The organism is Azospirillum doebereinerae (assembly GCF_003989665.1).
Lineage (GTDB): Bacteria > Pseudomonadota > Alphaproteobacteria > Azospirillales > Azospirillaceae > Azospirillum > Azospirillum doebereinerae.
Window position 1 is genome coordinate 157,324 of record NZ_RZIJ01000009.1, and the last position, 22,766, is coordinate 180,089.

19 protein-coding genes are annotated in these 22,766 nt (G+C 66.0%); 9 read left to right on the top strand and 10 right to left on the bottom strand.

All coding sequences use genetic code 11. The features are described 5' to 3' along the window. Window positions 1-226 precede the first annotated feature (226 nt). The gene (locus EJ913_RS13535) at window positions 227-427 is read left to right on the top strand and encodes a YdcH family protein (protein ID WP_126998656.1); all 201 of its coding nucleotides are present in this window, start codon (window positions 227-229) and stop codon (window positions 425-427) included. 27 nt (window positions 428-454) lie between these two features. On the opposite strand, the gene EJ913_RS13540 is transcribed toward EJ913_RS13535, so the two are convergent. Then, a complete protein-coding gene (locus EJ913_RS13540) occupies window positions 455-892 on the bottom strand; it encodes a group III truncated hemoglobin (protein WP_238522088.1) in 438 nt (145 codons plus the stop codon). 248 nt (window positions 893-1,140) lie between these two features. On the opposite strand from EJ913_RS13540, the gene purE reads away from it, so the two are divergent. From purE to EJ913_RS13555, 3 genes are all read left to right on the top strand, one after another. Continuing rightward, window positions 1,141-1,608 carry a 5-(carboxyamino)imidazole ribonucleotide mutase gene (purE, locus tag EJ913_RS13545; protein WP_126998812.1) on the top strand — a complete coding sequence of 156 codons (468 nt, stop codon included), beginning with the start codon at window positions 1,141-1,143 and terminating at the stop codon, window positions 1,606-1,608. 2 nt (window positions 1,609-1,610) lie between these two features. Then, window positions 1,611-2,732, top strand: a complete 1,122-nt coding sequence (locus EJ913_RS13550; RefSeq protein ID WP_126998658.1) for a 5-(carboxyamino)imidazole ribonucleotide synthase — start codon at window positions 1,611-1,613, stop codon at window positions 2,730-2,732. Window positions 2,733-3,138: 406 nt separating this feature from the next. Further along, window positions 3,139-4,842: an EAL domain-containing protein gene (locus EJ913_RS13555; protein WP_244939348.1), complete on the top strand. Its 1,704-nt coding sequence runs from the start codon at window positions 3,139-3,141 to the stop codon at window positions 4,840-4,842. Between the two features lie 18 nt (window positions 4,843-4,860). Here the strand turns inward: EJ913_RS13555 and EJ913_RS31640 are convergent, their stop codons facing one another. From EJ913_RS31640 to fumC, 4 genes are all read right to left on the bottom strand, one after another. Beyond that, on the bottom strand, window positions 4,861-5,031 hold the full coding sequence (locus tag EJ913_RS31640) for a hypothetical protein (protein WP_185909770.1): 171 nt from the start codon (window positions 5,029-5,031) through the stop codon (window positions 4,861-4,863). A 143-nt stretch (window positions 5,032-5,174) separates the two neighbouring features. Then, window positions 5,175-5,891 (bottom strand): DUF599 domain-containing protein, encoded by a 717-nt coding sequence (locus EJ913_RS13560; RefSeq protein ID WP_126998660.1) that lies wholly within the window; start codon window positions 5,889-5,891, stop codon window positions 5,175-5,177. 254 nt (window positions 5,892-6,145) lie between these two features. After that, a complete protein-coding gene (locus tag EJ913_RS13565; RefSeq protein ID WP_126998662.1) occupies window positions 6,146-6,406 on the bottom strand; it encodes a ribbon-helix-helix domain-containing protein in 261 nt (86 codons plus the stop codon). A 70-nt stretch (window positions 6,407-6,476) separates the two neighbouring features. Beyond that, a complete protein-coding gene (gene fumC, locus EJ913_RS13570; RefSeq protein ID WP_126998664.1) occupies window positions 6,477-7,868 on the bottom strand; it encodes a class II fumarate hydratase in 1,392 nt (463 codons plus the stop codon). Between the two features lie 195 nt (window positions 7,869-8,063). On the opposite strand from fumC, the gene EJ913_RS13575 reads away from it, so the two are divergent. The 4 genes from EJ913_RS13575 (at window position 8,064) to EJ913_RS13590 (ending at window position 13,756) form a co-directional block, all read left to right on the top strand. Then, window positions 8,064-8,324, top strand: coding sequence for a hypothetical protein (locus EJ913_RS13575; RefSeq protein ID WP_126998666.1), 261 nt, complete (start codon window positions 8,064-8,066; stop codon window positions 8,322-8,324). 211 nt (window positions 8,325-8,535) lie between these two features. Next, the gene (locus EJ913_RS13580) at window positions 8,536-9,528 is read left to right on the top strand and encodes a response regulator (protein ID WP_126998668.1); all 993 of its coding nucleotides are present in this window, start codon (window positions 8,536-8,538) and stop codon (window positions 9,526-9,528) included. A gap of 258 nt (window positions 9,529-9,786) precedes the next feature. Next, a complete protein-coding gene (locus EJ913_RS13585) occupies window positions 9,787-13,290 on the top strand; it encodes an indolepyruvate ferredoxin oxidoreductase family protein (protein WP_126998670.1) in 3,504 nt (1,167 codons plus the stop codon). A gap of 136 nt (window positions 13,291-13,426) precedes the next feature. Continuing rightward, window positions 13,427-13,756 carry a cupin domain-containing protein gene (locus EJ913_RS13590; RefSeq protein WP_126998672.1) on the top strand — a complete coding sequence of 110 codons (330 nt, stop codon included), beginning with the start codon at window positions 13,427-13,429 and terminating at the stop codon, window positions 13,754-13,756. A gap of 1 nt (window position 13,757) precedes the next feature. On the opposite strand, the gene EJ913_RS13595 is transcribed toward EJ913_RS13590, so the two are convergent. Together EJ913_RS13595 and EJ913_RS13600 are read right to left on the bottom strand one after the other, a co-directional pair. Then, window positions 13,758-14,900 (bottom strand): adenylate/guanylate cyclase domain-containing protein, encoded by a 1,143-nt coding sequence (locus tag EJ913_RS13595; RefSeq protein WP_126998674.1) that lies wholly within the window; start codon window positions 14,898-14,900, stop codon window positions 13,758-13,760. A 646-nt stretch (window positions 14,901-15,546) separates the two neighbouring features. Then, window positions 15,547-15,822, bottom strand: a complete 276-nt coding sequence (locus EJ913_RS13600; RefSeq protein ID WP_338019207.1) for a helix-turn-helix domain-containing protein — start codon at window positions 15,820-15,822, stop codon at window positions 15,547-15,549. A gap of 155 nt (window positions 15,823-15,977) precedes the next feature. On the opposite strand from EJ913_RS13600, the gene EJ913_RS13605 reads away from it, so the two are divergent. Then, window positions 15,978-16,490, top strand: coding sequence for a thermonuclease family protein (locus tag EJ913_RS13605; RefSeq protein WP_126998676.1), 513 nt, complete (start codon window positions 15,978-15,980; stop codon window positions 16,488-16,490). 240 nt (window positions 16,491-16,730) lie between these two features. Here the strand turns inward: EJ913_RS13605 and EJ913_RS13610 are convergent, their stop codons facing one another. The 3 genes from EJ913_RS13610 to EJ913_RS13620 form a co-directional block, all read right to left on the bottom strand. Then, window positions 16,731-18,662, bottom strand: coding sequence for an ATP-binding protein (locus EJ913_RS13610; protein WP_126998678.1), 1,932 nt, complete (start codon window positions 18,660-18,662; stop codon window positions 16,731-16,733). Window positions 18,663-18,976: 314 nt separating this feature from the next. Continuing rightward, the gene (locus EJ913_RS13615; protein ID WP_126998680.1) at window positions 18,977-20,776 is read right to left on the bottom strand and encodes a tetratricopeptide repeat protein; all 1,800 of its coding nucleotides are present in this window, start codon (window positions 20,774-20,776) and stop codon (window positions 18,977-18,979) included. Window positions 20,777-20,817: 41 nt separating this feature from the next. Beyond that, window positions 20,818-22,737, bottom strand: coding sequence for a PAS-domain containing protein (locus EJ913_RS13620; RefSeq protein WP_126998682.1), 1,920 nt, complete (start codon window positions 22,735-22,737; stop codon window positions 20,818-20,820). Window positions 22,738-22,766: the final 29 nt, after the last annotated feature.

A 22,766-nucleotide genomic window follows, 5' to 3' on the forward strand; every position in this document is an offset into this window, starting at 1 on the left:
CCGAAGGGGAAAACGTGCACGCGGACCAGCGCCCGTCACCAAACCATAACCTGCGGGAGAGGCTGAGGTTTCGCGCTGCCGCTTTCACGGAAATCTGATATAGTCCCGCCCGCCGAACCAGGGGACACCCGCGAAAGCACCGTCCGGGACGCGGGCGACGACAGCGACGAACGACCTAAGAACGACCTAAGAGCTCAAGGGCAACCGGCCACTCGCAGCGGGCGCAATGAACGAACAAGAGATCCTGAAGGAAAAGCTGGCGACCCTGCGCAGCGAGCACCGCGACCTGGACGACGTGATCGCCCGGCTGGTGGAGCGCGCGCCCTACGACCAGCTCCAGATGCAGCGCCTGAAGAAGCGCAAGCTGATGCTGAAGGATCAGATCATGGTCCTGGAAAGCCGCCTGCTGCCCGACATCATCGCCTGACGGCGGCGGCCTCCCGACGAAGCCCTCTCAAGCGGCCGGTTTCTTGGGCACGGTGAAGAACTGGATGCCCATCTGGAAGCTGCGCGCGATGTTCTCCGCCTTGCCGATCAGGAAGGCCGCGCCCTCCCCCGGAAACAGCTCGTTGGCGGTCTCGCGGAACAGGCCGAGCCAGCGCTCGAAATGCTGCGGCTCGATGCCGAGCTGGATGTGGACCGGCATCGGCCGCCCGTCGTAGCGCTGGGTCAGCAGCGCGATGGACGACCAGAAATCCACCATCTTGCGCAGATGCGGCTCCCAATCGGTGATGGCGCGGTCGAAGATCGGCCCCAGCACCTCGTCCTTCATCACCTTTCCATAAAAAGTGCGGACGAGGGTGTCGATGGACGCCTCGTCGATGCCGACGCTCGCCATGCGCTCCTCGGCCAGGGCGGTGCGGATGTCGCGGCGGTCGTCGGCTTCGGTCATGGCTCTGGTCCGGTGCTTGGGTCGGGTTCGGGGACGAAAGGCACAACATAGGGCGGGCCGGACCGGCACGAAAGGGCCGGAATGCCGCAGCGGCGGGCTGGGGATTTTGCGCGGGGGCCGCGATCTTCTGGACTCCGGCCCCACTCTTCCTATAATCCGCCGCTTTCCGGACCTTGAGGAAAGCGCGCGCCGTGTCCGCCGAAACCCAGAACAGCACCCCGAACGGTTCGCCGCTGGTCGGCATCATCATGGGCAGCCAGTCCGACTGGACCACCATGAAGCACGCCGCCGACACCCTGACGGCGCTCGGCGTCGCCCACGAGGTCCGCATCGTCTCGGCCCACCGCACCCCCGCCCGGCTGGTGGAGTACGCCACCACCGCCAAGGCGCGCGGGCTGAAGGTGGTGATCGCCGGGGCCGGCGGCGCCGCCCATCTGCCCGGCATGGCCGCCTCGATGACCCCGCTGCCGGTGTTCGGCGTGCCGGTCGAGAGCCACGCGCTCAAGGGCATGGACAGCCTCCTGTCGATCGTCCAGATGCCGGGCGGCGTGCCGGTCGGCACGCTGGCCATTGGCAAGGCCGGCGCGATCAACGCCGCCCTGCTCGCCGGCTCGGTCATCGCCCTGATGGATCCGGCGGTCGCCGACGCGCTCGATGCGTGGCGCGCCCGCCAGACCGCCGCCGTGGCCGAGGCCCCGGTCGACGAGACCGCCTGACCATGACGAACGCTCCCCTTCCCCGTCTGGCCCCCGGCGCCACCATCGGCATGCTGGGCGCCGGCCAGCTCGGCCGCATGACGGCGCTGGCGGCGGCGCAGCTCGGCTACAAGACGCATGTCTACGCGCCCGACGCCGCCGGCAGCCCGGCCGCCCAGGTCTGCGCCGCCGCGACCGTCGCCGGCTGGGACGACCTCGACGCGCTGGAGCGCTTCGCCCGCTCGGTCGATACGGTGACGCTGGAGTGGGAGAACGTCCCCGTCGCCACGGTCGAGCATCTGCGCCGCTTCACCACCGTCAATCCGGGGCCGAACGTGCTGTCGGTGGCGCAGGACCGCATCAACGAGAAGTCCTTCGTCAACGCTCTGGGGATCGCGACCGCCCCCTGGCGCCCCGCCGCCAGCGCCGACGACGTCGCCCGCGCGGTGGCGGAGATCGGGCCGCGCTGCGTCCTGAAATCGACGCGCATGGGCTATGACGGCAAGGGCCAGGCCCGCATCGGCGCGGGCAGCGATCCGGCCGAGGCCTGGGCCACCATCGGCGCGCCCGCGTCGGACGACGCGGGGGGCGGCACGGCGGGCGGGATCGTCGAGGGCTTCGTGACCTTCGCCTGCGAGGTGTCGGTCATCGTCGTGCGCGGCGGCGACGGCGCCATGGCGGCCTACCCGGCGGTGGAGAACCGCCACAAGGACGGCATCCTCGACGTGACGGTCGCCCCGGCCAAGATCGCGCCCGAAACGGCGACCGAGGCCGAACGGGTCGCCCGCCGCATCGCCGAGGCGCTGGATCTGGTCGGCGTGCTGGCGGTGGAGCTGTTCGTCACCCCTGAAGGCGGCGTGCTGGTCAACGAGATGGCGCCGCGCCCGCACAACTCCGGCCACTGGACGATGGACGCCTGCGCCTCCTCGCAGTTCGAGCAGCTGGTCCGCGCCGTCTGCGGCCTGCCGCTGGGCTCGGTCGAACGGGTCGCCGATGCCGAGATGGTCAACCTGATCGGCGACGACGCCGCGCGCTGGCCGGAATTGATGGCCGAACCCGGCGCCCGCCTGCACCTGTACGGCAAGGCCGAAGCCCGGCCCGGCCGCAAGATGGGCCACGTCACGCGCCTGTTCCCGCGCGGCTGAGCCTCGCCCGGAACCCCATAACCACCATTGACGGTGCCCCATCCCCTGCCCAGCGGGGGATGGGAAGGGGTTGCAAGACAACATCCTGAAGTTGATTTGCCTTTTCGGGACAATACGCCGCACGCGCGTTGCCCTTCGTCTTGATCCGGCTTGGCGCCCGAAAGGCCGCCGTTCCGATGCCGCTCTCCTCGGCCGCCATCCCTTGTGCCCCGAGGATTCCCAAGATGTCCGGCGCGCGCGAGGACGCCAGTCCGCTTTCGCCATCCGGTCGGCGGCAAGGATTGGCACGCCCATGGCGCGAAGGACGTAAGGGAATTATGCAGCTTTTAACCGGTTGAAATCTTCGTTACTCTCCGATGAGAAATACGCAAAGTCGCTAAACTTCGTTTCAATTTGTGGCTGGGTGATGATGACCCTTGCGCAGAACAACGCGACGCGCACAGCCCCGGTGACCAGCGCCGGGCCGCGGCGGCCCCAGTCGAGCCGCGACCGCGACCGTTTCGTCGGTTTCGCCTTCGCCGCCGCCGATCTGCTGGTCGAGACCGACAGCATGGGGACCATCCTGTTTTCCGCCGGGGCCCGCTGCCGGCTGACCAAGGGGGACGTCGGCGGGCTGGTCGGCACCAATTTGCTGGACGTGGTGGCGCCGAGCGACCGCAAATACGTCCATGTCCTGTTCAACCGCATCAAGGAAAAGGCGCGCATCAAGCCCGCCCGCGTCCTGTTCCAAGGAATGGACGGGCAGATGTTTCCGGCGCTGCTGGGCGGTTGCCGGCTCGATTCCTGCCCGGAATCGCTGTTCCTGACGGTCCTGCTCGCCTCCAGCCCGATGGCCACCCCGACCGGCGAGTTGCTGGACGAGCACGAGTTCAACGGCATCCTCGAAAAGCGCATCCTCGACGCCCGCGAGCGCGGGCTCGACCGGGGGCTGACCCTGCTGCTGGTCGAGGGGCTCCAGTCGATGGTCGCCTCCATGCCCGAAGGCGCGGCGGAGGAGGTGAAGGAGAGCATCGACGCTTATCTGCGCGGCATCTCCGCCGACGGCGACAGCGCCGGGCATCTGGCCGGCGACCGCTACGGCATCGTCCACGCCGCCGACATCGACGGGCGCGAGGTTCAGGGCCACATCGCGCAGATCATCGAGGCGGCGGGCGGCGCGCTTCCCGGCGGCATCCGGTCCTGGACCATGGACATGACCGACGACCGGCTGGACGCCGCCGACGCGGCGCGCGCGCTGGTCTACACGGTGCAAGCCTTCGCGCTGGCCCAGGGCGGGGAGTTCACCATCTCCAGCCTGGAGGACGGCGCCAACCGCATGATGGCCGAGGCGGTGGAGCGCATCGGCCGCCTGCGCGCCACCATCGCCAACAAGGACTTCGTCGTCGTCTACCAGCCCATCGTCGATCTGGAGACCCAGGCCGTCCACCATCTGGAGGCGCTGACGCGGGTCGACGGCATGAAGTCCCCGGTGGAGTTCATCGCCTTCGCCGAGGACGTCGGGCTGATCTACGACTTCGACCTGCTGCTGACCCAGACGGTGCTCGAGACGCTGCACGCCCACCGCCGGGAGCCGAAGCTGCCCGACGTGGCGATCAACCTGTCGGCCAAGACCCTGATGAGCCCGATCTTCCTCACCCAGTTCCAGTCGGTGGTCGCGCCCTACGGCGACCTGCGGAAGAAGCTGCTGATCGAGGTGACGGAGACCGTGGTGGTCTCCGACATCGCCCGGCTGAACGGGGTGCTGCAGAAGCTGCGCGAGGCCGGCTACCGCATCTGCCTGGACGACGTCGGCGCCGGATCGACGTCGTTCCAGTCGCTCTACGGCATCCAGGCCGATTACGCCAAGATCGACGGCCAGTTCGTGCGCGGCGCCGTCAGCAGCCCGCGCGACATGACGATGCTGCGGTCGATGGTGGACGTCTGCCGCCAGCTCGGCATGAAGCTGATCGGCGAGCAGGTGGAGGAGCCGGCGCACGCCCAGCTGCTCGCCAGCCTGGACGTGCCGCTGGCGCAGGGGTTCCTGTTCAGCCGCCCGTCGCGGGATTTCGCCTATTTCGCCAAGGACTGGTCCAAGGTGCGCGGCGGCGGCAAGGTGATCTGGAAAAGCTGACGGGCGCGCCGGCCGCCGTCATTCCAGCGCGTGGGCCTGATCCAGCCGCCGCCGGGCCTCGTCCAGAAGGCTGCGGTTCCGCGCCAGCGCGTTGGCGCCGGCCTGTCCGTCGCGCAGATGCACACGACTCAGCAGGGCTTCCGCCTCGTCCAGAGAACTCATGATCGCCCATGCGGTGTCGGCGTCCATCGCTGCCCCCTTTGCTTGCCCTTGTCGCGGCGCTTGTCTTTGGCGTCGCGCAATGATCAGCACTGAAACATCCTTGCACCCGGACGAGTAGAGGATATTTGGTCGCACCTATCGTTTATCGTGTGGCTTTTTATGCGTTGTTATCATTTGGTTGTGTCTTTTCCCTCCAACCGGTCGGTCTGGACACGGATGACCTTTTCGGTGAGCGAGAACGCCTGCCGGCGGGTCAGGACCACCAAGACGGTGGCGGTCGCCAGCATGAAGAAGAGCGGCCCGACCATCCAGGCCAGCACCGCCAGCGCGAAGTAATAGGACCGCATCCCGCCGTTCAGCGCGGTGACCGCCAGGGTCAGCGCCTCGGCGATCGTCTCGCCCATCGCCCGCCGCTCCTCCGGGGGCAACGGCGTGATCGGCGCCGACCCGATCAGCGCGCAGCAGTAGTTGTACTGCCGCAAGGCCCAGGTGAACTTGAAGAAGCCGAAGGTGAAGACGACCACCATCAGCAGGATCTTGATCTCGAAGAGCTGGCGCGAGGTCTTCACGGTGAAGGACAGGTTGGTGATGATCTCGTGCGCGTGCTCGATGGCGCCGAAGGAGCCGACCAGACCGGCCAGGATCAGCATGTTGGTCGAGGCGAAGAAGGTGCAGCTCTGCATCGTGTGGCCGACGAGCTGCGAGTCCATGATGCGGTTGTCGCGCTCCAGCATCCGCTCCATCCAGTGGCGGCGGATCACCTTGAGGTGCTGGTTGACGACGCGGTGCCCGGTCAGCAGATGGTCCTGGATGACGGTGAAGCCGACCCAGGCCGTGACGAACCAGACGAACGCGATCAGGTCGAGCGCTGCGAGATCGGGCGGCAAGGGGCGGCACTCGCGATGGAAAGGGGAGGATCGGCGCTTCGTTTACGCCCCATCCGGGCGGCTGTCCACAGGCCCCATGTGCGCAAGAGCAAGGAGAGCCCTCTCTCCCCGGGGGAGAGGGAGGGGACCCGCGCCGCAGGCGTGGGGAGGGTGAGGGGGCCGACGCGCAAAGCGCGTCGCGATGGGGCAGCATGCCCCTTCGCCGATCCTTCGAACGTTGTTTCCTGACACAGACCCGTTGCCGTGCGTCCCCCTCACCCAACCCTCTCCCCGGGGGGGAGAGGGCTTGAAGACGGGTTCGTCGCTTCGCTGTTCAATCGGGCCAGCAAGTCGTTCAGGACATGGACGCGGATGGCGCTGGACAGGTTGCCGGTCCGTGCGCGGTCGATCTCCTCGATCAGCGCGTTGACCGACAGGCCCCGCGCCTGGGCGACCCGCTTCAGGGCGTCCCAGAACTCCTCCTCCAGCGAGACGCTGGTGGGGTGTCCGGCGATCAGCACCGAACGCTTCTTCATGGCGGCACGCGCCCCCGGTCGGCTTGGCTGTAAAGGGTGGAGCGGAAACGCCCCACCCTAACCGCAGCGCTCAGCCCGGTCCAACCATGCTTTCCGGCCGGACCCAGGCGTCGAACTGCTCCTCCGTCAGCAGGCCCAGGGCCAGCCCGGCCTGTTTCAGGCCGGTGCCCTCCTTGTGGGCCTTCTTGGCGATCTTCGCGGCGTTGTCGTAGCCGATGTGCGGGTTCAGCGCCGTCACCAGCATCAGGCTGTCGCCGACCAACTGGGCGATGCGCTCGCGGTTCGCCTCGATCCCGACGACGCAGTTGTCGGTCAGGCTCACCGCGGCGTCGCCCAGCAGGCGGATCGATTGCAGCACGTTGAAGGCGATCACCGGCTTGAACACGTTCAGCTCGAAATGCCCGGTGGCCCCGGCGACGGTCACGGTGGTGTGGTTGCCCATCACCTGGGCGCAGACCATCGTCATCGCCTCCGACTGGGTCGGGTTGACCTTGCCCGGCATGATCGAGGAGCCCGGCTCGTTCTCCGGCAGCGACAGCTCGCCGATGCCCGAGCGCGGCCCCGAGCCGAGCAGGCGCAGGTCGTTGGCGATCTTCATCAGCGACACCGCCAGCGTGTTCAGGTGCCCGTGCGCGTCCACCAACGAGTCATGGGTCGCCAGCGCCTCGAACTTGTTCTCCGCCGTGACGAAGGGCAGGCCGGTGAAGGCCGCGACCTCCTCGGCGAAGGCCTCGGCAAAGCCGATTTGCGCGTTCAGCCCGGTGCCGACCGCCGTGCCCCCCTGGGCCAGCCGGTAGAGCTGCGGCAGCGACGAGCGCACCCGCTCGATCCCGTAGGCGATCTGCATGGCGTAGCCGGAGAACTCCTGCCCCAGCGTCAGCGGCGTCGCGTCCTGGAGATGGGTGCGGCCGATCTTGACGATGTCCCGGAATTCGTCGGCCTTGGCCGCCAGCGCGGCGCGCAGCTTTTCCAGCGCCGGGACCAGATGGTGGACGATCTGTTCCGCCGCCGCGATGTGCATCGCCGTCGGGAAGCTGTCGTTGGAGGACTGCCCCATGTTGACGTGGTCGTTGGGGTGGATCGGCGTCTTCGAGCCCAGCGTGCCGCCCAGCGCCTCGATGGCGCGGTTGGCGATGACCTCGTTGGCGTTCATGTTGCTCTGCGTGCCCGAGCCGGTCTGCCAGACCACCAGCGGGAAATGATCGGCCAGCGTGCCGTCGATCACCGCGTCGGCGGCGGCGGTGATCGCGTCGCCGAGCGCGGAGTCGAGCGCGCCCAGCCGCATGTTGGCGACCGCCGAGGCGCGCTTCTGGATGCCCAGCGCGCGGACCAGCGGGGCCGGCATGCGCTCGCCGCCGATGCGGAAGTTCTGAAGGGAACGCTGGGTCTGCGCACCCCAGTAACGGTCGGCGGGGACCTCGATGGGGCCGAAGCTGTCGGTCTCGATGCGGACGCCGCTCATGATTGTCCTCTTTTTGTTCGCTGTGATCGGCTGGCACTCGCTGGCTGTGGACCTGATCTTTCCATGGAGCCGGCGAAAGGCAAGGGTCTCCTTGTGAAAGCTTGCCCACAAGCTTGCCGGCACTCCGAAATCGTTCTTGTTTTGTTCATCGTCAGGGCGTAGCGTTCTTGAAACGCCTGCCATGGGGGAAATCGGATGGACACGTTCGCTCTGGACCCTGTTCGCGCGCTGATCTCCAGGACGCGCGTCGCGGAGATGAAGAGCCTCGGCTGGCGCGTCGTCGGCCCCGGCGAGGAGGGCTCCTTCCTGATGGAAGGCCCCGAACTCGGCGGCGGGCCGGAGCGTCTGGTGCAGCCCTTGGGCTCCCTGTTCGACGATCTGATCGCCCGCGCGCTGGAACGCGCCGACGCCATCGATCAGCAGACCAGCCGTCGCGCGGCCCGCCACGCGGCTTGATCGTGATCGGCCGCCATCCCGATGGGCCGGAACGCTCATTGGGATAGGCGAAATCCCACCCCACCTCTTTCGATCGGAGCGTCGGGGTATCCCGACCATCCCGTCCGGTGCATCGTGCCGGCTCGTTGGGCGTTCCCCCTTCCCCGTGCCGTGAAAATGTTGCGGCCGGTGCGGATATCGGGATGGCACGCCGACGAAACGGGACCGGTCCATGACGAAGCGCCCCTCCTCGCAGATCAAGATTCTGATTGTCGACGACAATCCGCTGCTCCAGCGCGCCTTGAAGGACATGCTCGGCCTGTGGGGCGTCGGGCAGATCACCGCCGTCTCCAACGGGCAGGACGCCAAGGAGGCCCTGCGCCGCGAGGTCTTCGACCTGATGGTCACCGATTGGGTGATGGAGCCGGTGGGCGGCGCACAGTTGATCCAATGGGTGCGCCAGTCGCCCGGCTGCCTGCGCCCCGATTTGCCGATCATCGTGCTGACCGCCAACGCCGACCTGTCCACCGTGCGCTGCGCCTGGGATTCCGGGGCCGATTCCGTCCTGGCCAAGCCGGTGCCGGCGGCGACGCTGGCGCGCCGGATCGACGCCGTGCTGAACCGCCGCGACAGCGGCGTGAAGGCCGGCGGCCAGCGCGCCCAGGATTCCGCCGCCGGGCCGCAGCCCGCGCGGCCCGGCCCGCAGAGCGGCCCGCAGGCCGACGCCACGCCGAAGCTGCCGCCGCCGATCACGCCGGTGCTTCCGGCCGCGCTCACCCCGCGCAGCACCGATCCCAAGCGGGTCCGCCTGCTGCTGGCGCTCGACCGGCTGGACGCCGCCATCGAGCGCCCCGACCCCATCGGCAGCCGCCTGCGCCACGCCGTGTCCGACCTTCAGGTCGCGGCGGCGGGGGACCACGCCGCGTCCTCGATGGTGGCGTCGCTGTCCACCTGCGTCACCTGGGTCGAGCCCGACACCGAGGGCTTCGTCGACGCGCTTCAGGCCCACGCCGCTGCCCTGCGCTGGGCGGTGGGCTGCGACGGTGGCGCGCAGTCGATGGCGGTGGCGCTCTGCCTGATCCGCACGCTGCGCGCCAGCGTCCGCACGCTGGCGGCGCGCGGCCAGAGCGATTTCGGCGGCTGGCCCGAAGCCGGCCCCTCGGCGCCCTCCCCCAACCCGACGCCCAACCCGACGCCAAAGTCCCCGCCCAAAAATCTCCTCTGACGCCGCGCCGAGTCAGCCCCATATCCCTTGAGACCGATGGGTGGGAAGGCAATGGCGGAGCGGGAATTTCCGTAAAGCGGATGTTTCCATGCGCTCCGTTTCCGATCCTCGCCCGCTACCGGCCGTTCCTTGCTTTTTGCGGAACGGCCGGTGGCGGGCGTTGCGATATACGGCAGCCTTCATTACCTTTTTGCCCATCGAACAAACCGGCGGTCCAGCGATAAAGCCAGACGCCCGGTGCAGGGAGGGATGGGTAACATGGCGCTCGCGACCGTTTCACTGGACGACAAATACGCGCTCGAACAGGGCCGCGTGTATCTCACCGGGACCCAGGCGCTGGTGCGCCTGCCGATGATGCAGCGCCAGCGCGACCTCGCCGCCGGGCTGAACACCGGCTGCTTCATCTCGGGCTATCGCGGGTCGCCGCTGGGCGGCTTCGACCAAAATCTGTGGAACGCGCGCAAGTTCCTGGAGAAGAACCACATCCAGTTCCAGCCCGGCGTCAACGAGGAGCTGGGCGCCACCGCCGTCTGGGGCAGCCAGCAGGTCGGCATGTTCAAGGGCGCCAAATACGACGGCGTCTTCGCCATGTGGTACGGCAAGGGGCCGGGCGTCGACCGCTCGGGCGACGTGTTCAAGCACGCCAACGGCGCCGGCACCTCGAAGAACGGCGGCGTGCTGGTGCTGACCGGCGACGACCACAATTCCAAGTCCTCGACCTTCCCGCACCAGTCCGAACACGCCTACATGCACGCGATGATCCCGGTGCTGAACCCGTCGGGGGTGCAGGAGATCCTGGATTACGGCCTGATCGGCTGGGCGATGAGCCGCTTCTCCGGCTGCTGGGTCGCCATGAAGACCATCGCCGAGACGGTGGACACCTCGGCCTCGGTCTACATCGATCCGCACCGCGTCAACCCGGTCATCCCGACCGACTTCCCGATGCCGCCCGGCGGCCTGAACATCCGCTGGCCCGACCCGCCGCTGGAGCAGGAACACCGGCTGATGAAGCACAAGCTCTACGCCGCCCTGGCGTTCGCGCGTGCCAACAAGCTGGACCAGGTGGTGATGGGCAGCCCGCGCCCGCGCTTCGGCATCGTCACCACCGGCAAGAGCTACCTCGACGTCCGGCAGGCTCTCGACGAGTTGGGCATCACCGAGGAGATGGCGTCGGACTGGGGCATCACCGTCTACAAGGTGGGCATGCCCTGGCCGCTGGAGCGCGACGGCGTCCGCCACTTCGCCGAGGGGCTGGAGGAGATCGTCGTCGTCGAGGAGAAGCGCGCCGTCATCGAGAACCAGCTCAAGGAACAGCTCTACAACTGGAACCCGGACGTCCGCCCCAAGGTCGTCGGCAAGTTCGACGAGCAGGGCGAGTGGATCCTCCCCAGCGCCGGCGAGCTGTCGCCCGCCCAGATCGCGGTGGTGATCGGCCGCCGTCTGGAGCGCTTCATCGACAACGAAAACCTCAAGCGCCGCATCGCCTTCCTCGACGCCCAGGAGAAGCAGAAGGGCCACGTCGCCCGCGTCGTCCGCAAGCCGACCTTCTGCTCGGGCTGCCCGCACAACACCTCCACCCATGTGCCCGACGGCAGCCGCGCGCTGGGCGGCATCGGCTGCCACTACATGGCGACGTGGCTCGACCGCAAGACCGACACCTTCACCCAGATGGGCGGCGAGGGCGTGCCGTGGGTAGGCCAAGCGCCCTTCACCGACGAGACGCACATCTTCGCCAACCTCGGCGACGGCACCTATTTCCACTCCGGCATCCTGGCGATCCGTCAGGCCATCGCCGCCAAGGTGAACATCACCTACAAGATCCTGTTCAACGACGCGGTCGCCATGACCGGCGGCCAGCCCTTCGACGGCACCCAGACCGTCCAGTCCATCGCCCAGACCCTGCGCGCCGAGGGCGTCTCCCGCATCACCGTCGTCACCGACGAGCCGGAGAAGTACGGCCTCAACAACGGGTTGCCGCAGTTCACGGCGGTGGAGCACCGCGACGACCTCGACCGCGTCCAGAAGGAGATGCGCGAGGTTCCCGGCACCAGCATCCTGATCTACGACCAGACCTGCGCCACCGAGAAGCGCCGCCGCCGCAAGCGCGGCAAGATGGTGGACCCGGCCAAGCGCGTCGTCATCAACGAGCTGGTCTGCGAGGGCTGCGGCGACTGCTCGGCCAAGTCGTCCTGCGTCTCGGTGGTCCCGCAGGAGACCGAGTTCGGACGCAAGCGCCAGATCGACCAGTCCAGCTGCAACAAGGACTATTCCTGCACCAAGGGCTTCTGCCCCAGCTTCGTGACGGTCGAGGGCGGCCAGCTCCGCAAGCCCAAGCCGGCCGCGGCCAAGGCCGCCGACGCCACCCCGCTGCCCGCCCCCGCCCTGCCCGTCTACGAGAAGACCTGGGGCCTCTACGTCACCGGCGTCGGCGGCACCGGCGTGGTCACCATCGGCGCCCTGCTGGGCATGGCGGCGCATCTGGAGGGCAAGGGCGTCGGCGTGCTCGACATGACCGGTCTCGCCCAGAAGGGCGGCGCCGTCACCAGCCACATCCGCATCGCCGACACGCCCGAGGACATCCACTCCGTCCGCATCGCGGCCGGCGGCGCCGACGCGGTGCTGGGCTGCGACATCGTCGTCGCGGCGGCCGGCGACGGCCTGTCCAAGATGCGGGCGGGCCACACCCGCGCCGTGCTGAACACCCACGACGCCATCACCGCCGACTTCATCAAGCAGCCGGACATGGTCATCCCGGTCCGCGATCTGGTCGGCGACGTCCGCCGGGCCTGCGGCGGCGAGGCGATGGTCGACGCCATCGACGCCGCCAAGCTCGCCACCGGCCTGCTCGGCGACAGCATCTACGCCAACCCCTTCCTGATGGGCTACGCGTGGCAGAAGGGCCTGATCCCGCTGTCCGAGGCCTCCATCCTGAAGGCCATCGAGCTGAACGGCGTGTCGATCAAGCTGAACCTCGACGCCTTCCAGTGGGGCCGCCGCGCCGCCGTGGACCTCGCGGCCGTCCAGGCCGCCGCCACGCCCCCGGCGCCGGTGGAGGCCGGCAACGCCAACCTGCTGCTCGACCAGCGCCGCCCGTCGGCCAGCCTGGAGGAGGTGATCGAGCGCCGCACCCGCTTCCTGACCGACTACCAGGACGCCGCCTACGCCGCCCGCTTCCACGCCCTGGTCGATTGGACCCGCCGGGTCGAGGGCCAGAAGATCCCCGGCTCCACCGCCCTGACCGAGGCCGTCGCCCGCGCCCACTTCAAGCTGATGGCCTACAAGGACGAGTACGAGGTCGCCCGCCTCTTCACCGACACCGGCTTCGTCGAGAACGTGTCACGCATGTTCGAGGGCGACTGGAAGCTGACCTTCCACATGGCCCCGCCGACGCTGGGCGAGGCCGCCGAGGACGGGGCCGAGCCGAAGAAGAAGACCTTCGGCCCCTGGATGCTGCCGGTCCTGCGCCTGCTGGCCAAGGGAAAGCGCCTGCGCGGCACCTGGATGGACCCCTTCGGCCGCACCGAGGAGCGCCGCCAGGAACGCCAGCTCATCGCCGACTACGAGGCGATCATGGGCGAGGTCCTGCACAGCCTGACCCGCGACACCCTGGCCCTCGCCCTGGAGATCGCAGCATTGCCGATGGAGATGCGCGGCTACGGCCCGGTCAAGGCCCGCAACGTCGCCGCCGCCAAGGCGAAGGAGGCCAAGCTGCTGGCCGCCTTCCGCGCCCCGGCCCAGCCGCAGCCGATGGCGGCGGAGTGAGGGGAGCCTGACCGGAACCGGCGGGCGCGGCGGCGGACCCTCGCCGCGCCCGCCTCGGCCGGGTTGGGCCGGGCCGGTGATCCGGCCCGCCGTTGCGTCCGTATCGACCGACGTCACCATCGATGAGGATCCCAGCATGCCCAGGACCGAGCTGTTCATATGGCACGACCTCCCGGCGGCCGAGGCCAACGGCGCGCAGCGGCGGGAGATCGTCGGCGCGGGCGCGTCGCTGAAGCAGGTCGTGATCAAGGCCGGCACGGTGTCGCCGCGCCACAGCCACGATCACGAACAGTTCCTCCTGGTGCTGGAGGGGCTTGCGCGCCTCACCACCGAATCCGGAACGGTCGAACTGCGCCCCGGCATGGTCGTCTGCTTCGATCCCGAGGCTTGGCACGCGGCGGAGTTCGTTCGGGACACGGTGCTGGTGGAAGTGAATTTGAGGGGTTCGGAAGTTATCCCGGACTAACTCATTGATCTCTTAGAATGCCTTTTGCATATGGGCCGAATTGATTTTCAGCGATCTCAAAGCTTACGAAATCTCCATTTTCCACTTCTTCTTCGTCTTTTAGCGATACGTATACATTAGCATTTGGTTGCCTCGCTCCATTAATACTAACAAAGCAGAAAGATCTTTCTTTATTTTTATTTATAATAGTGCCATTCAGTTCTGATCCTATGCAGATAACATTTCCAGCAATTGGATATCTCTTCCCTGGCCTCGGCGGTAGTGGGTGGAAAAATATTTTTGAATTCTCTGGGTGTAAATCTGGTATAGATGTGTTTCCATCAAAGAAGTATGTGTTTCCATCTGCTCCGTTTATGAATCCAAATTGACCTTTGTTCGCACTAATAACACCCTTCATCCATTTTGTTCTATCATTGATGTTACTTTTAATTTGGTCATGATTTTCGATATCATGTTTTGGTGACGGTTCTGAGTTATTAGATTTTAGTTGTCCACCAGATGTGGTATAAGATATCGCGTCAACATTTGGCCCAAATCCCTGCTCATCCCAAATAATTTCAAAATATTGTACTGGCTTAGAAAATCCTTTCAGCCAAAGAGATGCTTCTTTCGAAAGGTAGTCCCTTCCCTCCCTGCTTTTTGCACTACCAAGTGGAGACGTTATTTTATTTGGCCTGCATTCATCTCGTGTGGCTTCATCAATAAATATTCCATTTTTCTCCGAAGCTGAGCAAAGCCTTTGCGCCTTATCAGCCACAGTCCCAAAATAATCTACAAAATCATTTGGAGTTTTTGCTGAATATATTTTTCCAGAAGATATTCCTATTTTGCAAAAATTGTTATTTTCTCCATTTTTCCTTTGCAAGGCCAATTTTACTTGAATTCTGATTGATGCATTTATTGCTTCCGTCGCGTTATCTATATGGTAAAATGCCATTGCCCCATCTCCTAAGTATTTTATTATTTCCCCTCCCTCCTCTTTTTTTACTTCAGATGAAATAATATCCAAAAAGTCCCCAATTTTTGGAAGCCAAGATATTTCCGGCTCAGCAAATTTCATAATTGTTGAGCCAACAAGATCAAAAAATACAATTGTCCCGGAAACCTTAGACATGGGGTCGCGGAAAGCTTGTGATAGGCTCATACATACCTCCTTTAAGAAGAGTTAGATTTTAAGGTATCACCTTCTAGTAATTAAAAATCTTGGCAGTAAATAGTTAAAAATGATTTAAATCTTGAATCAATCCCCTATAACGAGAGAAGATAGTTTATCAGATATCAAAATCAGAGAATTATTAAGACTTTTCATAGCATTAGCGGTAGAGAGCTGCTTTTATGCCCGCATCTGCGCAACGCCCCCCGCACATATCGGAGGCAATAATCTGCCGGCAGGGCTTGCGCTGTCCTCTGGTCGCCGCCATTGAAACCCTGACCAAGCCAAGAGACACTCTTGTACCGACCGGAATTGGCGCTAGTGTAAAGGTGCATTCAGATGGTTTAGTAACAACTCAGGAAAATCAGTGCCTTGAAGGTGGTCGCAATGCTCTTCTGTCTGTATCAGTGCGCTAACAATAAATATATCATCCGATTTTTTCGCGGAAAGGAGCATTAGTGCCCATCGAAAATCCCGGTCTGGCGTGCTGAAGTCATTGATTTCTCTCAGCCTCAGGCCGGTTCTGATCCGCACTCTTAACGCCCACTGACCGCGTCCACTTTGGGTCAGGAATCGCCGTGTCTGTATGGCGGTTCAGGGTCAGATCTGCCTCCCCCTTCAACTCAACACCAGTCGTTTAAGGCTTCATCCGGACACCGTCATCGTCCCGATTGGAAAACTCTACCCCGGCGGCTTCCAACGTCTTCCGCACACTCTTAAGCGAACTCACACGAACGTCGCTTCCTGCCTCCTCAATACGCCGCACGGTGCTGAGAGAAACAAGGGCACGGTCCGCCAAGTCCTGACGGCTCCATCCAAGCATGGCGCGGGCAGCGCGAGTTTGACGCGGCGTAATCATCCCCCAGTCGTGCCGCAGCGCCACCCAACCGCGCCACACATTGAACAACCGCATTCTTATATGACGCAAAACGGCTCTTTCGCATGAAACCGTAATACGAAAAAGGCAGATTTCCCGCACGTCGAGTTCAAGGCCGTTCCGCTGAGTCTCCGCCAAGAGATCCCAGTACGGAACAGCAGCCTCCAGTCTTCCTGCTGTGGAAACCCCTCATGCCTTTGTACCGTTTCCTCTGCGTCGCTATCCTCCTGCTGACCATCCCAACCACCGCACCAGCCTACCCCTCCGACAGCTACACCGGCCTGATCGAGACCGTGGAGACCGGCGGCCAGTTCGTCCTCTCCGGCAAGCGCCTGCGGCTCTGGGGGATCGACGCGCCCGACGCCGATCAGGCCTGCCTCGATTCCGAGCGGCAGGCGCAGCGTTGCGGCCTGATGGCGCGCTTGGCCCTGGATCTCCTCACCACCGGGCGCCGGCTGGATTGCCGCACGGTCGAGCCGGGGCCGGGCTCCGGCGCGGCCGACGCGGCGCCCGCGCGCTGCACGGTCGAGGGCTACGACCTGAACGGGCGCATGGTGCTGATCGGCTACGCCTTCGACCGGCCGGAAAGCGGCGGCCTCTACGCCGCCGTCGAGGCGCAGGCCAGGGAGCGGCGCACCGGCATGTGGGGCGGCGTCTTCGTCCCCCCGGCCGTGTGGCGCGACAAGCGGCTGGGACGGCGGTAGGGGGGAGGCTCCGGCGCTCCCCCGGCCCAAGGGGGCGGCCCTAGGAAGCCCGGCGGCTTGGAACGTCGGGAAACGGCGCCGGGCTTCGTTCGTCCTCTTGGCGGAACGGGCTCGCGGACGCCGGTCGTCCGGCAGCCGGGGGAGGGACGCCGCAAGCCGCACCCTCCAAACACGGGCCGGGAACCTCGACGACCCGGTTCGAAGGGAACCCGGTCTTCCCAACTCCCGGCCATCGGCCCCCTAGCCGGCCGCTTGCAACAAGATCGCCATTCTCCGCGCCAACGCGTCCGGTGCGACGGGCTTGTGAAGCATCTCGAACCCGCTTGCATGAACCTCCTCTATGCGCTCGGGGGAGGTGTCGCCGGTGACGATCAGTGTGGGAATCGGCCGTTTGGCCCGCCGGCGGATTTCAGCGGCGGTCTCGGTGCCGGACATCCCCGCACCCAGGCGGTGATCGGCGATGATGGCATCGAAGCGCCATCCCTCCTGTTCTCCGACCGTCAGGGATATTTCCCCCGTTTCGGCACAGAAAACCTCGTAGTCCCAGCATTCCAGAAGCATCTGGAAGCCTGTCCTGATCTTGGGATTGTCCTCGATGATCATGATGCGCGCCCCCCCGGCGATCCTGGTCTTGATGGAGGGAGCGGGCGCAACGGGAACGGAGCCATCGAGCGGCAGCAGTATCGTGAAACGGGTTCCCCGCCCCTCGTTCGACCGGACCTGCAACTCGACATCAAGCAGACGGGCACAGCGCCTGACGATGGCAAGGCCCAGCCCCAGCCCCAACCTGTGGTCCCGCGCCGGGTTGCCGACCTGAAAGAACTCCTCGTAGATCTCCCCGATCTTATCGGCCGGGATGCCGATGCCGGTGTCCACGATCTCGATCCGCATCCGATCCCCGCGCGGACGGACCCCGATGAGCAGACCGCCCCGATTCGTGTAGCGGATGGCGTTTTCGACAAGGTTGCGGATGATCCGTTCGAGGATCGCGCCATCCGTGTGCGCATGCCGTCCGGCCTTGCAGAAATAGCGGAATTTCAGGCCCTTCCGCTCGGACAGAGGCGCGTATTCGACGGAAAGCCGTTTGAGCATCGCACGGACGTCGACGCTGCACAACTCCACCGTCACGACACCGGCGTCGATGCGCGAAATGTCGAGCGTGCCCTTAAGCAGATCGTTCAGTCCGTTCAGCGCTCCTCCCATGGCTTCGATGGCCTTTGTAACCTTCGAGCCGTCCCTGTGCGTTTTCAGAACTTCGAGCAGAAGGACAAGCGATTGAACAGGTTGGCGGAGATCGTGGCTGACGGCGGCCAGGAATTTGGACTTGGCGAGGTTGGCGCGCTCCGCCTCGACCTTGGCTTTGCGGAGATCGTTCTCCATGCTGATCTGTTCGGAAAGTTCCGTGTTCGTACCGAACCATTCCATCACCCGCCCTTCCGAATCCAGAAGCGGCATGACACGCGTCAAGAACGGGCGAAACTGACCGTCCGCCCCACGCAAAGGAAACGTCATGTCAAAAGGGTTTCGCGTCGCGATGCTGGTGAGCCAACGCTCCATGACCGCCGGAAGCACATCCGGATGATGCACGCTTTTCCAGCCCCAGCCTTCCATGCTTTCCGGGGTCTCTCCCGTATATTGATACCATCTTTCGTTATACCAATGAACATGACCATCGGCGTGAGCAATGAAGGCAAGTTGCGGTATCGCATTCGCCAACGTCCTGAATCTGTTTTCACTTTCCGCCAGGGATTCTTCGGCGTGCTTTCGCTCGATAATTTGCTTTTCCAGCTCGGAGGTTCGCTCATAGACTTGGTTCTCAAGCTCCTTCTTCTGATTGTTCTCCTTGTCTTGAAGCTTGATGTTAGCCTTCTGCAAATTTTCAGCGATGCACGACACCAGAATGTTGGTGATCACGAAAAGGGACAACACGACCCAATCCTGCATGCTGACCGGAATCAGGGCCCCGACCGGCTCTATCCAGAAATAATCGGCAATCAGCGCCGAGGAGACGGTGGCCACGGCCCCGGCCCGGAGACCGCCATAGAGCGCCGCCAGCATGACCGCAGGATAGAACGTCACAAAAGGAGCATTAAGGCCAAGATCCAGCAAAAAGCCCAGGCGCAGAATGGCGGCCGCCAAGACGATGGCAAGGGCTATGGCGTAGATTTTCATCCTGGCAACTCCCTCATATCAACATAAAAAATCCCCCTCAAAAATGAATTTCGGAGCGGAATTTTGAAAATTGGGAAATGTAAATTTGCTCTACATTAAGAAACATTTCAACCTCTATAAATTTCTCTTCGATTTATTGAAATGGGAGCGAAATGAATACAGTAGTATGCAGTAGCCTTCCAATGGACATGGAAAGTCTTCGGACAATCTTTTTTTGTATTTGATTCCGTCTCGGGCTGACGCGGAACGGAAAGGTCTGATCGTCCCGGTGCTGCGGAAAAGAACAGGGCAGAGGAAAATCCGGGACTTCGAGGCTACCCCCAGCCCTGCAAGGCCCTTGCAACCCGCGTCGCCACCTCCGCCCAATCCCCCACCCTCCGTTGCCGGAACAGGCGGGCCGTGGGGTACCAGGGGCTGTCCTCGCGCTCCAGCAGCCAGCGCCAGTCCGGCGAGAAGGGCAGCATCACCCACAGCGGCACGCCCAGCGCCCCGGCCAGATGCGCCGGCCCGGTGCAGGACGAGATCACGAGGTCGAGGTTCGCCATGATCGCCGCCGTGTCGGTGAAATCCGCGATCTCCGGCCCCAGATCGGTGAAATCCGCAAAGCCCGGCACCAGCCCCAGATCCGCGCGGCCCGGCCCCATCTGGAGCCCGAAGAACCGCACCCCCGGCACGCCCAGCACCGGCAGCATCCCGTCGAGCCGGGGCGAGCGCAGCCGGTCGCCCTGAAAGCGCGGGTTGCCGGCCCAGACAAGCCCGACCCTCAGCCCCCTCCCCGTTTCCGGCCCCGTTCCCGGCCCCGGCCGCGCCGTCTCCCCCGGCCCCGCCCCGATCCGCTCCCGCCAGCGCCGGACGCGCGCCGGGTCGGGCGTCAGGTAGGGGGCGGGCGGCACGGAGTCCACCGCCGTGCCGAAGGCGCGCGGCAGGCTCATCAGCGGGCATTCCAGATCGAACTCGGGCAGCGGCCCGCCCCGCGCGAAGACCCGCTCCACCCCCGGCAGACCGGACAGCAGGGAGACCAGCGGCGGCTGGACCTCCAGCAGCACGCGCCCGCCCCGCGCGGCCACCAGCGGCGCGTAGCGGACGAATTGCAGGGTGTCGCCGAAGCCCTGCTCGGCGTAGAGCAGGATGCGGCGCCCGGCCAGGTCCTCCCCGCGCCACGTCGGCTGCGGGAAGGCGCGCCAGGGCAGCGCCGTGTTCACCTCGAAGCGGCGCCAGTCGATCTCCGGCCAGCCCTCGGCCCAGTTGCCGGCCAGAAGCTGGGCGAAGCCCCGGTTCCAGTGCAGGCCGGCGTCGTTCGGCCGGGCCGCCAGCGCGCGGTCGAAATCGGCCACCGCCTCCAGCGGCCGGGCCATGGCGAGCTTCGCGATGCCGCGCGTCACGCAGAGCAGCGCGCCGGGCCGCAGCGCCTCGGCCTGGTCGAAGGCGGCCAGCGCCTCCGCGAAGCGGCCGAGTTTGGCGAGCAGCGCCCCCCAGTTCTCCCACGCCTCGCCGTAGCGCGGGTTGAGGTCCACGGCCTTGCGGTAGGCGGGTTCCGCCTCGTCCCAGCGGTTGGTCAGGGAAAAGGCCGAGCCCAGCACCATCCACGCCGCCGCCAGACCGCCTTGCACCGCCAGCGCCCGGCGCGCCCCGGCCTCCCCGGCGGCGGCGCGGCCCAGCGCCACGTCGGCGTCGGCGTGGTTGACCAGCCCCTCGGCGTGGGCCGGGTCGAGCGCCAGCGCCCGCTCGGCCGACCGCGCCGCCTCGTCCGGGCGGGCCAGCGCGCGCAGGGCACCGGCCCGGTTGGCGTGGGCGTCGGCCAGCAGCGGGGCGATCCGCAGGGCCCGCCGGTAGGCCGCCTCCGCCGCGCCCGCCTCGCCCAGCAGGCGCAGCACCCCGGCGAGGTTCGACTGCGTCTCCGCCGAGCCCGGCCGCAGCACCGCCGCGCGGCGCAGGAAGCGCCTGCCCTCCGCCGGCTGGTTGGCCTGGGCGAGCAGGACGCCCAGAAGCTGCGCGGCGTCGGGCTGCTCCGGATCGGCGTCGAGGATGCGGCCGTAGAGCGTCGCCGCCTCGTTCATGCGCCCGGCCTGGTGGTGGTCGAGGGCGGCCAGCAGGGCCTCCGCTATCGTCGCCATGAGAAGTCCGCCTGAAATCCGGCCGAAAAAACCGATTGAGGTCACCCGTGCGGCGGAGGATACCCCGACACGCCGGTCACCCGCAGCGGAAAGCGCAGCAGGAAGCGCGTCCCCCGCCCCGGCCCGCTCTCCATCGCGATGCTTCCCTGCATCGTCCCGGTCATGATGTTCCGGCAGATGCTGAGGCCCAGCCCGCTGGCGCCCTCGCCGCGCCGGGTCGTGAAGAAGGGGTCGAACACGCGGTCGCGGATGGCGTCGGGGATGCCCCGGCCGTCGTCGGCGTAGCGCATCGTCACCCAGCCGGCCGGCTCCTCGCGGGCCGACAGGACGATCCGCCCCGCCTCGCCCTCGTCGTAGGCGTGGACCAGCGCGTTGATCACCAGATTGGACAGCACCTGCGCGAAGGCGCCGGGGTGGCCGTCCACCGTCAGGCCCGGCGCGATGTCGGTCTCCACCGTCACCTTGGTGCGGCGCAGGCGCGGGCGCAGGCTCAGCAGCACCTCGTCCACATAGGCGGCGAGGTCGAAGGCGCGGCGCTCGCCGCTCGCCTGATCGACGGCGACCTGCTTGAAGCTCTGGATCAGGCCGCCGGCGCGCTCGATGTTCGACAGGATCATCCGCGTCGTCTCCCAGGCCACGTCCAGGAACTCCTGGAAGTCGGCGCGGCGGATGCGGTTCTCCGCGAACAGGGTCTGGATGCGGGCCACCTCCTCGCCCAGATGCGAGATCGCGGTCAGGGTCACGCCGATCGGCGTATTCACCTCATGCGCCACCCCGGCGACCATCTGCGCCAGCGAGGCCAGCTTCTCCGCCTGGATCAGGCTGGTCTGGACGTCGCGCAGCTCGGCCTCCGCGCGCTTGCGGGCGGTGATGTCCAGCGCCACCGTGACGATGTGCGACACCGCCCCCGATTCGTCGGTCAGCGGCATCTTGGTGGTCAGCCAGTCGCGCCGCCGCCCCGCCCCGTCGCACCCGCTCTCCTCGAAGAAGGGGACGCCCTGGCCGCTCTCCACCACGTGGCGGTCGAGTTCCGCCGCCTGCTCCTCGGCGGGGCCGGCGGCGGGCGCGCCGGCGGGGTGGTAGGTCTCGCGGTGGTAGCGGTTGACCAGCTGGATGTTGCGGTCGCGGTCGCGCACGTCGATCAGCGCCGGGATCGAGTCGATCACGCCCTTCAGGATCTCGCGGCTTTGGCGCACCGCCTCGTCGGCGATCAGCCGGTCGGTGATGTCGGTGTAGGTCCGCACCTGCCCGCCGTCGGGAAGCGGGACGATGCGGATCTCCAGGAAGCGGCCGTCGCCCTGCGGGCGGGCGTAGACGAACTCGCGCTCCGGTCGTTCGAGCCGCTCCAGCAGGTAGCCCAGCTTGGCGTCCACGTCGTCACCGAACTCGGGCGCGCCGGGCGGCAGGTCGAGCAGGCCGGTGGCGACCTGGAACCGCGCCACCTCGTGCAGCGTCGGCGTGGCGCGCATGACCGCTTCCGGGATGCCGAGCAGTTCCAGCGCCTTGGCGTTGTAGGTCCGGAACCGCAGGTCGCGGTCGAGCAGGACGATCCCCTGCCCCATGTTCTCCAGCGTCAGGCGCAGCAGCTCGCGCTGGCCGGCCAGATCGTTCTCCGCCCGCTTGCGCTCGGTGATGTCGGTGTAGGTCCGCACGAAGCCGCCGGACGGCGAGCGGCGGGTGCGGATCTCCAGCACGCGGCCGTCGGGGCGGCGGTGCTCCTGGAACGCCGGGTCGGCGCGGCGGGCGGAGTCCACTTGGTGGGCGACGATGGCCTCGACGTCGCCGGGGCCGTACTCGCCGTGCCCCGCCAGGAAGCGCACGAGGTCGGCGAAGCTGGCGCCGGGCAGGAGGTCGTGCGATTCGCCGAACAGGGCGTACAGCGGGCCGTTGATCGCCAGGACCGACAGGTCGGCGTCCACCATGATGACGCCCTGGTCCATCTGCTCCAGAAGCGCGGCCATGCGCGCGCCGGTCTCGTCGGCAGAGGGCG

Bases quoted from the DNA above. Each gene is read 5' to 3' on its own strand.
- EJ913_RS13535 (WP_126998656.1), top strand. From the start codon at position 227: ATGAACGAACAAGAGATCCTGAAGGAAAAGCTGGCGACCCTGCGCAGC.
- EJ913_RS13540 (WP_238522088.1), bottom strand. From the start codon at position 892: ATGACCGAAGCCGACGACCGCCGCGACATCCGCACCGCCCTGGCCGAG.
- purE (WP_126998812.1), top strand. From the start codon at position 1,141: ATGGGCAGCCAGTCCGACTGGACCACCATGAAGCACGCCGCCGACACC.
- EJ913_RS13550 (WP_126998658.1), top strand. From the start codon at position 1,611: ATGACGAACGCTCCCCTTCCCCGTCTGGCCCCCGGCGCCACCATCGGC.
- EJ913_RS13555 (WP_244939348.1), top strand. From the start codon at position 3,139: ATGATGACCCTTGCGCAGAACAACGCGACGCGCACAGCCCCGGTGACC.
- EJ913_RS31640 (WP_185909770.1), bottom strand. From the start codon at position 5,031: ATGGACGCCGACACCGCATGGGCGATCATGAGTTCTCTGGACGAGGCG.
- EJ913_RS13565 (WP_126998662.1), bottom strand. From the start codon at position 6,406: ATGAAGAAGCGTTCGGTGCTGATCGCCGGACACCCCACCAGCGTCTCG.
- fumC (WP_126998664.1), bottom strand. From the start codon at position 7,868: ATGAGCGGCGTCCGCATCGAGACCGACAGCTTCGGCCCCATCGAGGTC.
- EJ913_RS13575 (WP_126998666.1), top strand. From the start codon at position 8,064: ATGGACACGTTCGCTCTGGACCCTGTTCGCGCGCTGATCTCCAGGACG.
- EJ913_RS13580 (WP_126998668.1), top strand. From the start codon at position 8,536: ATGACGAAGCGCCCCTCCTCGCAGATCAAGATTCTGATTGTCGACGAC.
- EJ913_RS13585 (WP_126998670.1), top strand. From the start codon at position 9,787: ATGGCGCTCGCGACCGTTTCACTGGACGACAAATACGCGCTCGAACAG.
- EJ913_RS13590 (WP_126998672.1), top strand. From the start codon at position 13,427: ATGCCCAGGACCGAGCTGTTCATATGGCACGACCTCCCGGCGGCCGAG.
- EJ913_RS13595 (WP_126998674.1), bottom strand. From the start codon at position 14,900: ATGAGCCTATCACAAGCTTTCCGCGACCCCATGTCTAAGGTTTCCGGG.
- EJ913_RS13600 (WP_338019207.1), bottom strand. From the start codon at position 15,822: ATGCGGTTGTTCAATGTGTGGCGCGGTTGGGTGGCGCTGCGGCACGAC.
- EJ913_RS13605 (WP_126998676.1), top strand. From the start codon at position 15,978: ATGCCTTTGTACCGTTTCCTCTGCGTCGCTATCCTCCTGCTGACCATC.
- EJ913_RS13610 (WP_126998678.1), bottom strand. From the start codon at position 18,662: ATGAAAATCTACGCCATAGCCCTTGCCATCGTCTTGGCGGCCGCCATT.
- EJ913_RS13615 (WP_126998680.1), bottom strand. From the start codon at position 20,776: ATGGCGACGATAGCGGAGGCCCTGCTGGCCGCCCTCGACCACCACCAG.
- EJ913_RS13620 (WP_126998682.1), bottom strand. From the start codon at position 22,737: ATGGCCGCGCTTCTGGAGCAGATGGACCAGGGCGTCATCATGGTGGAC.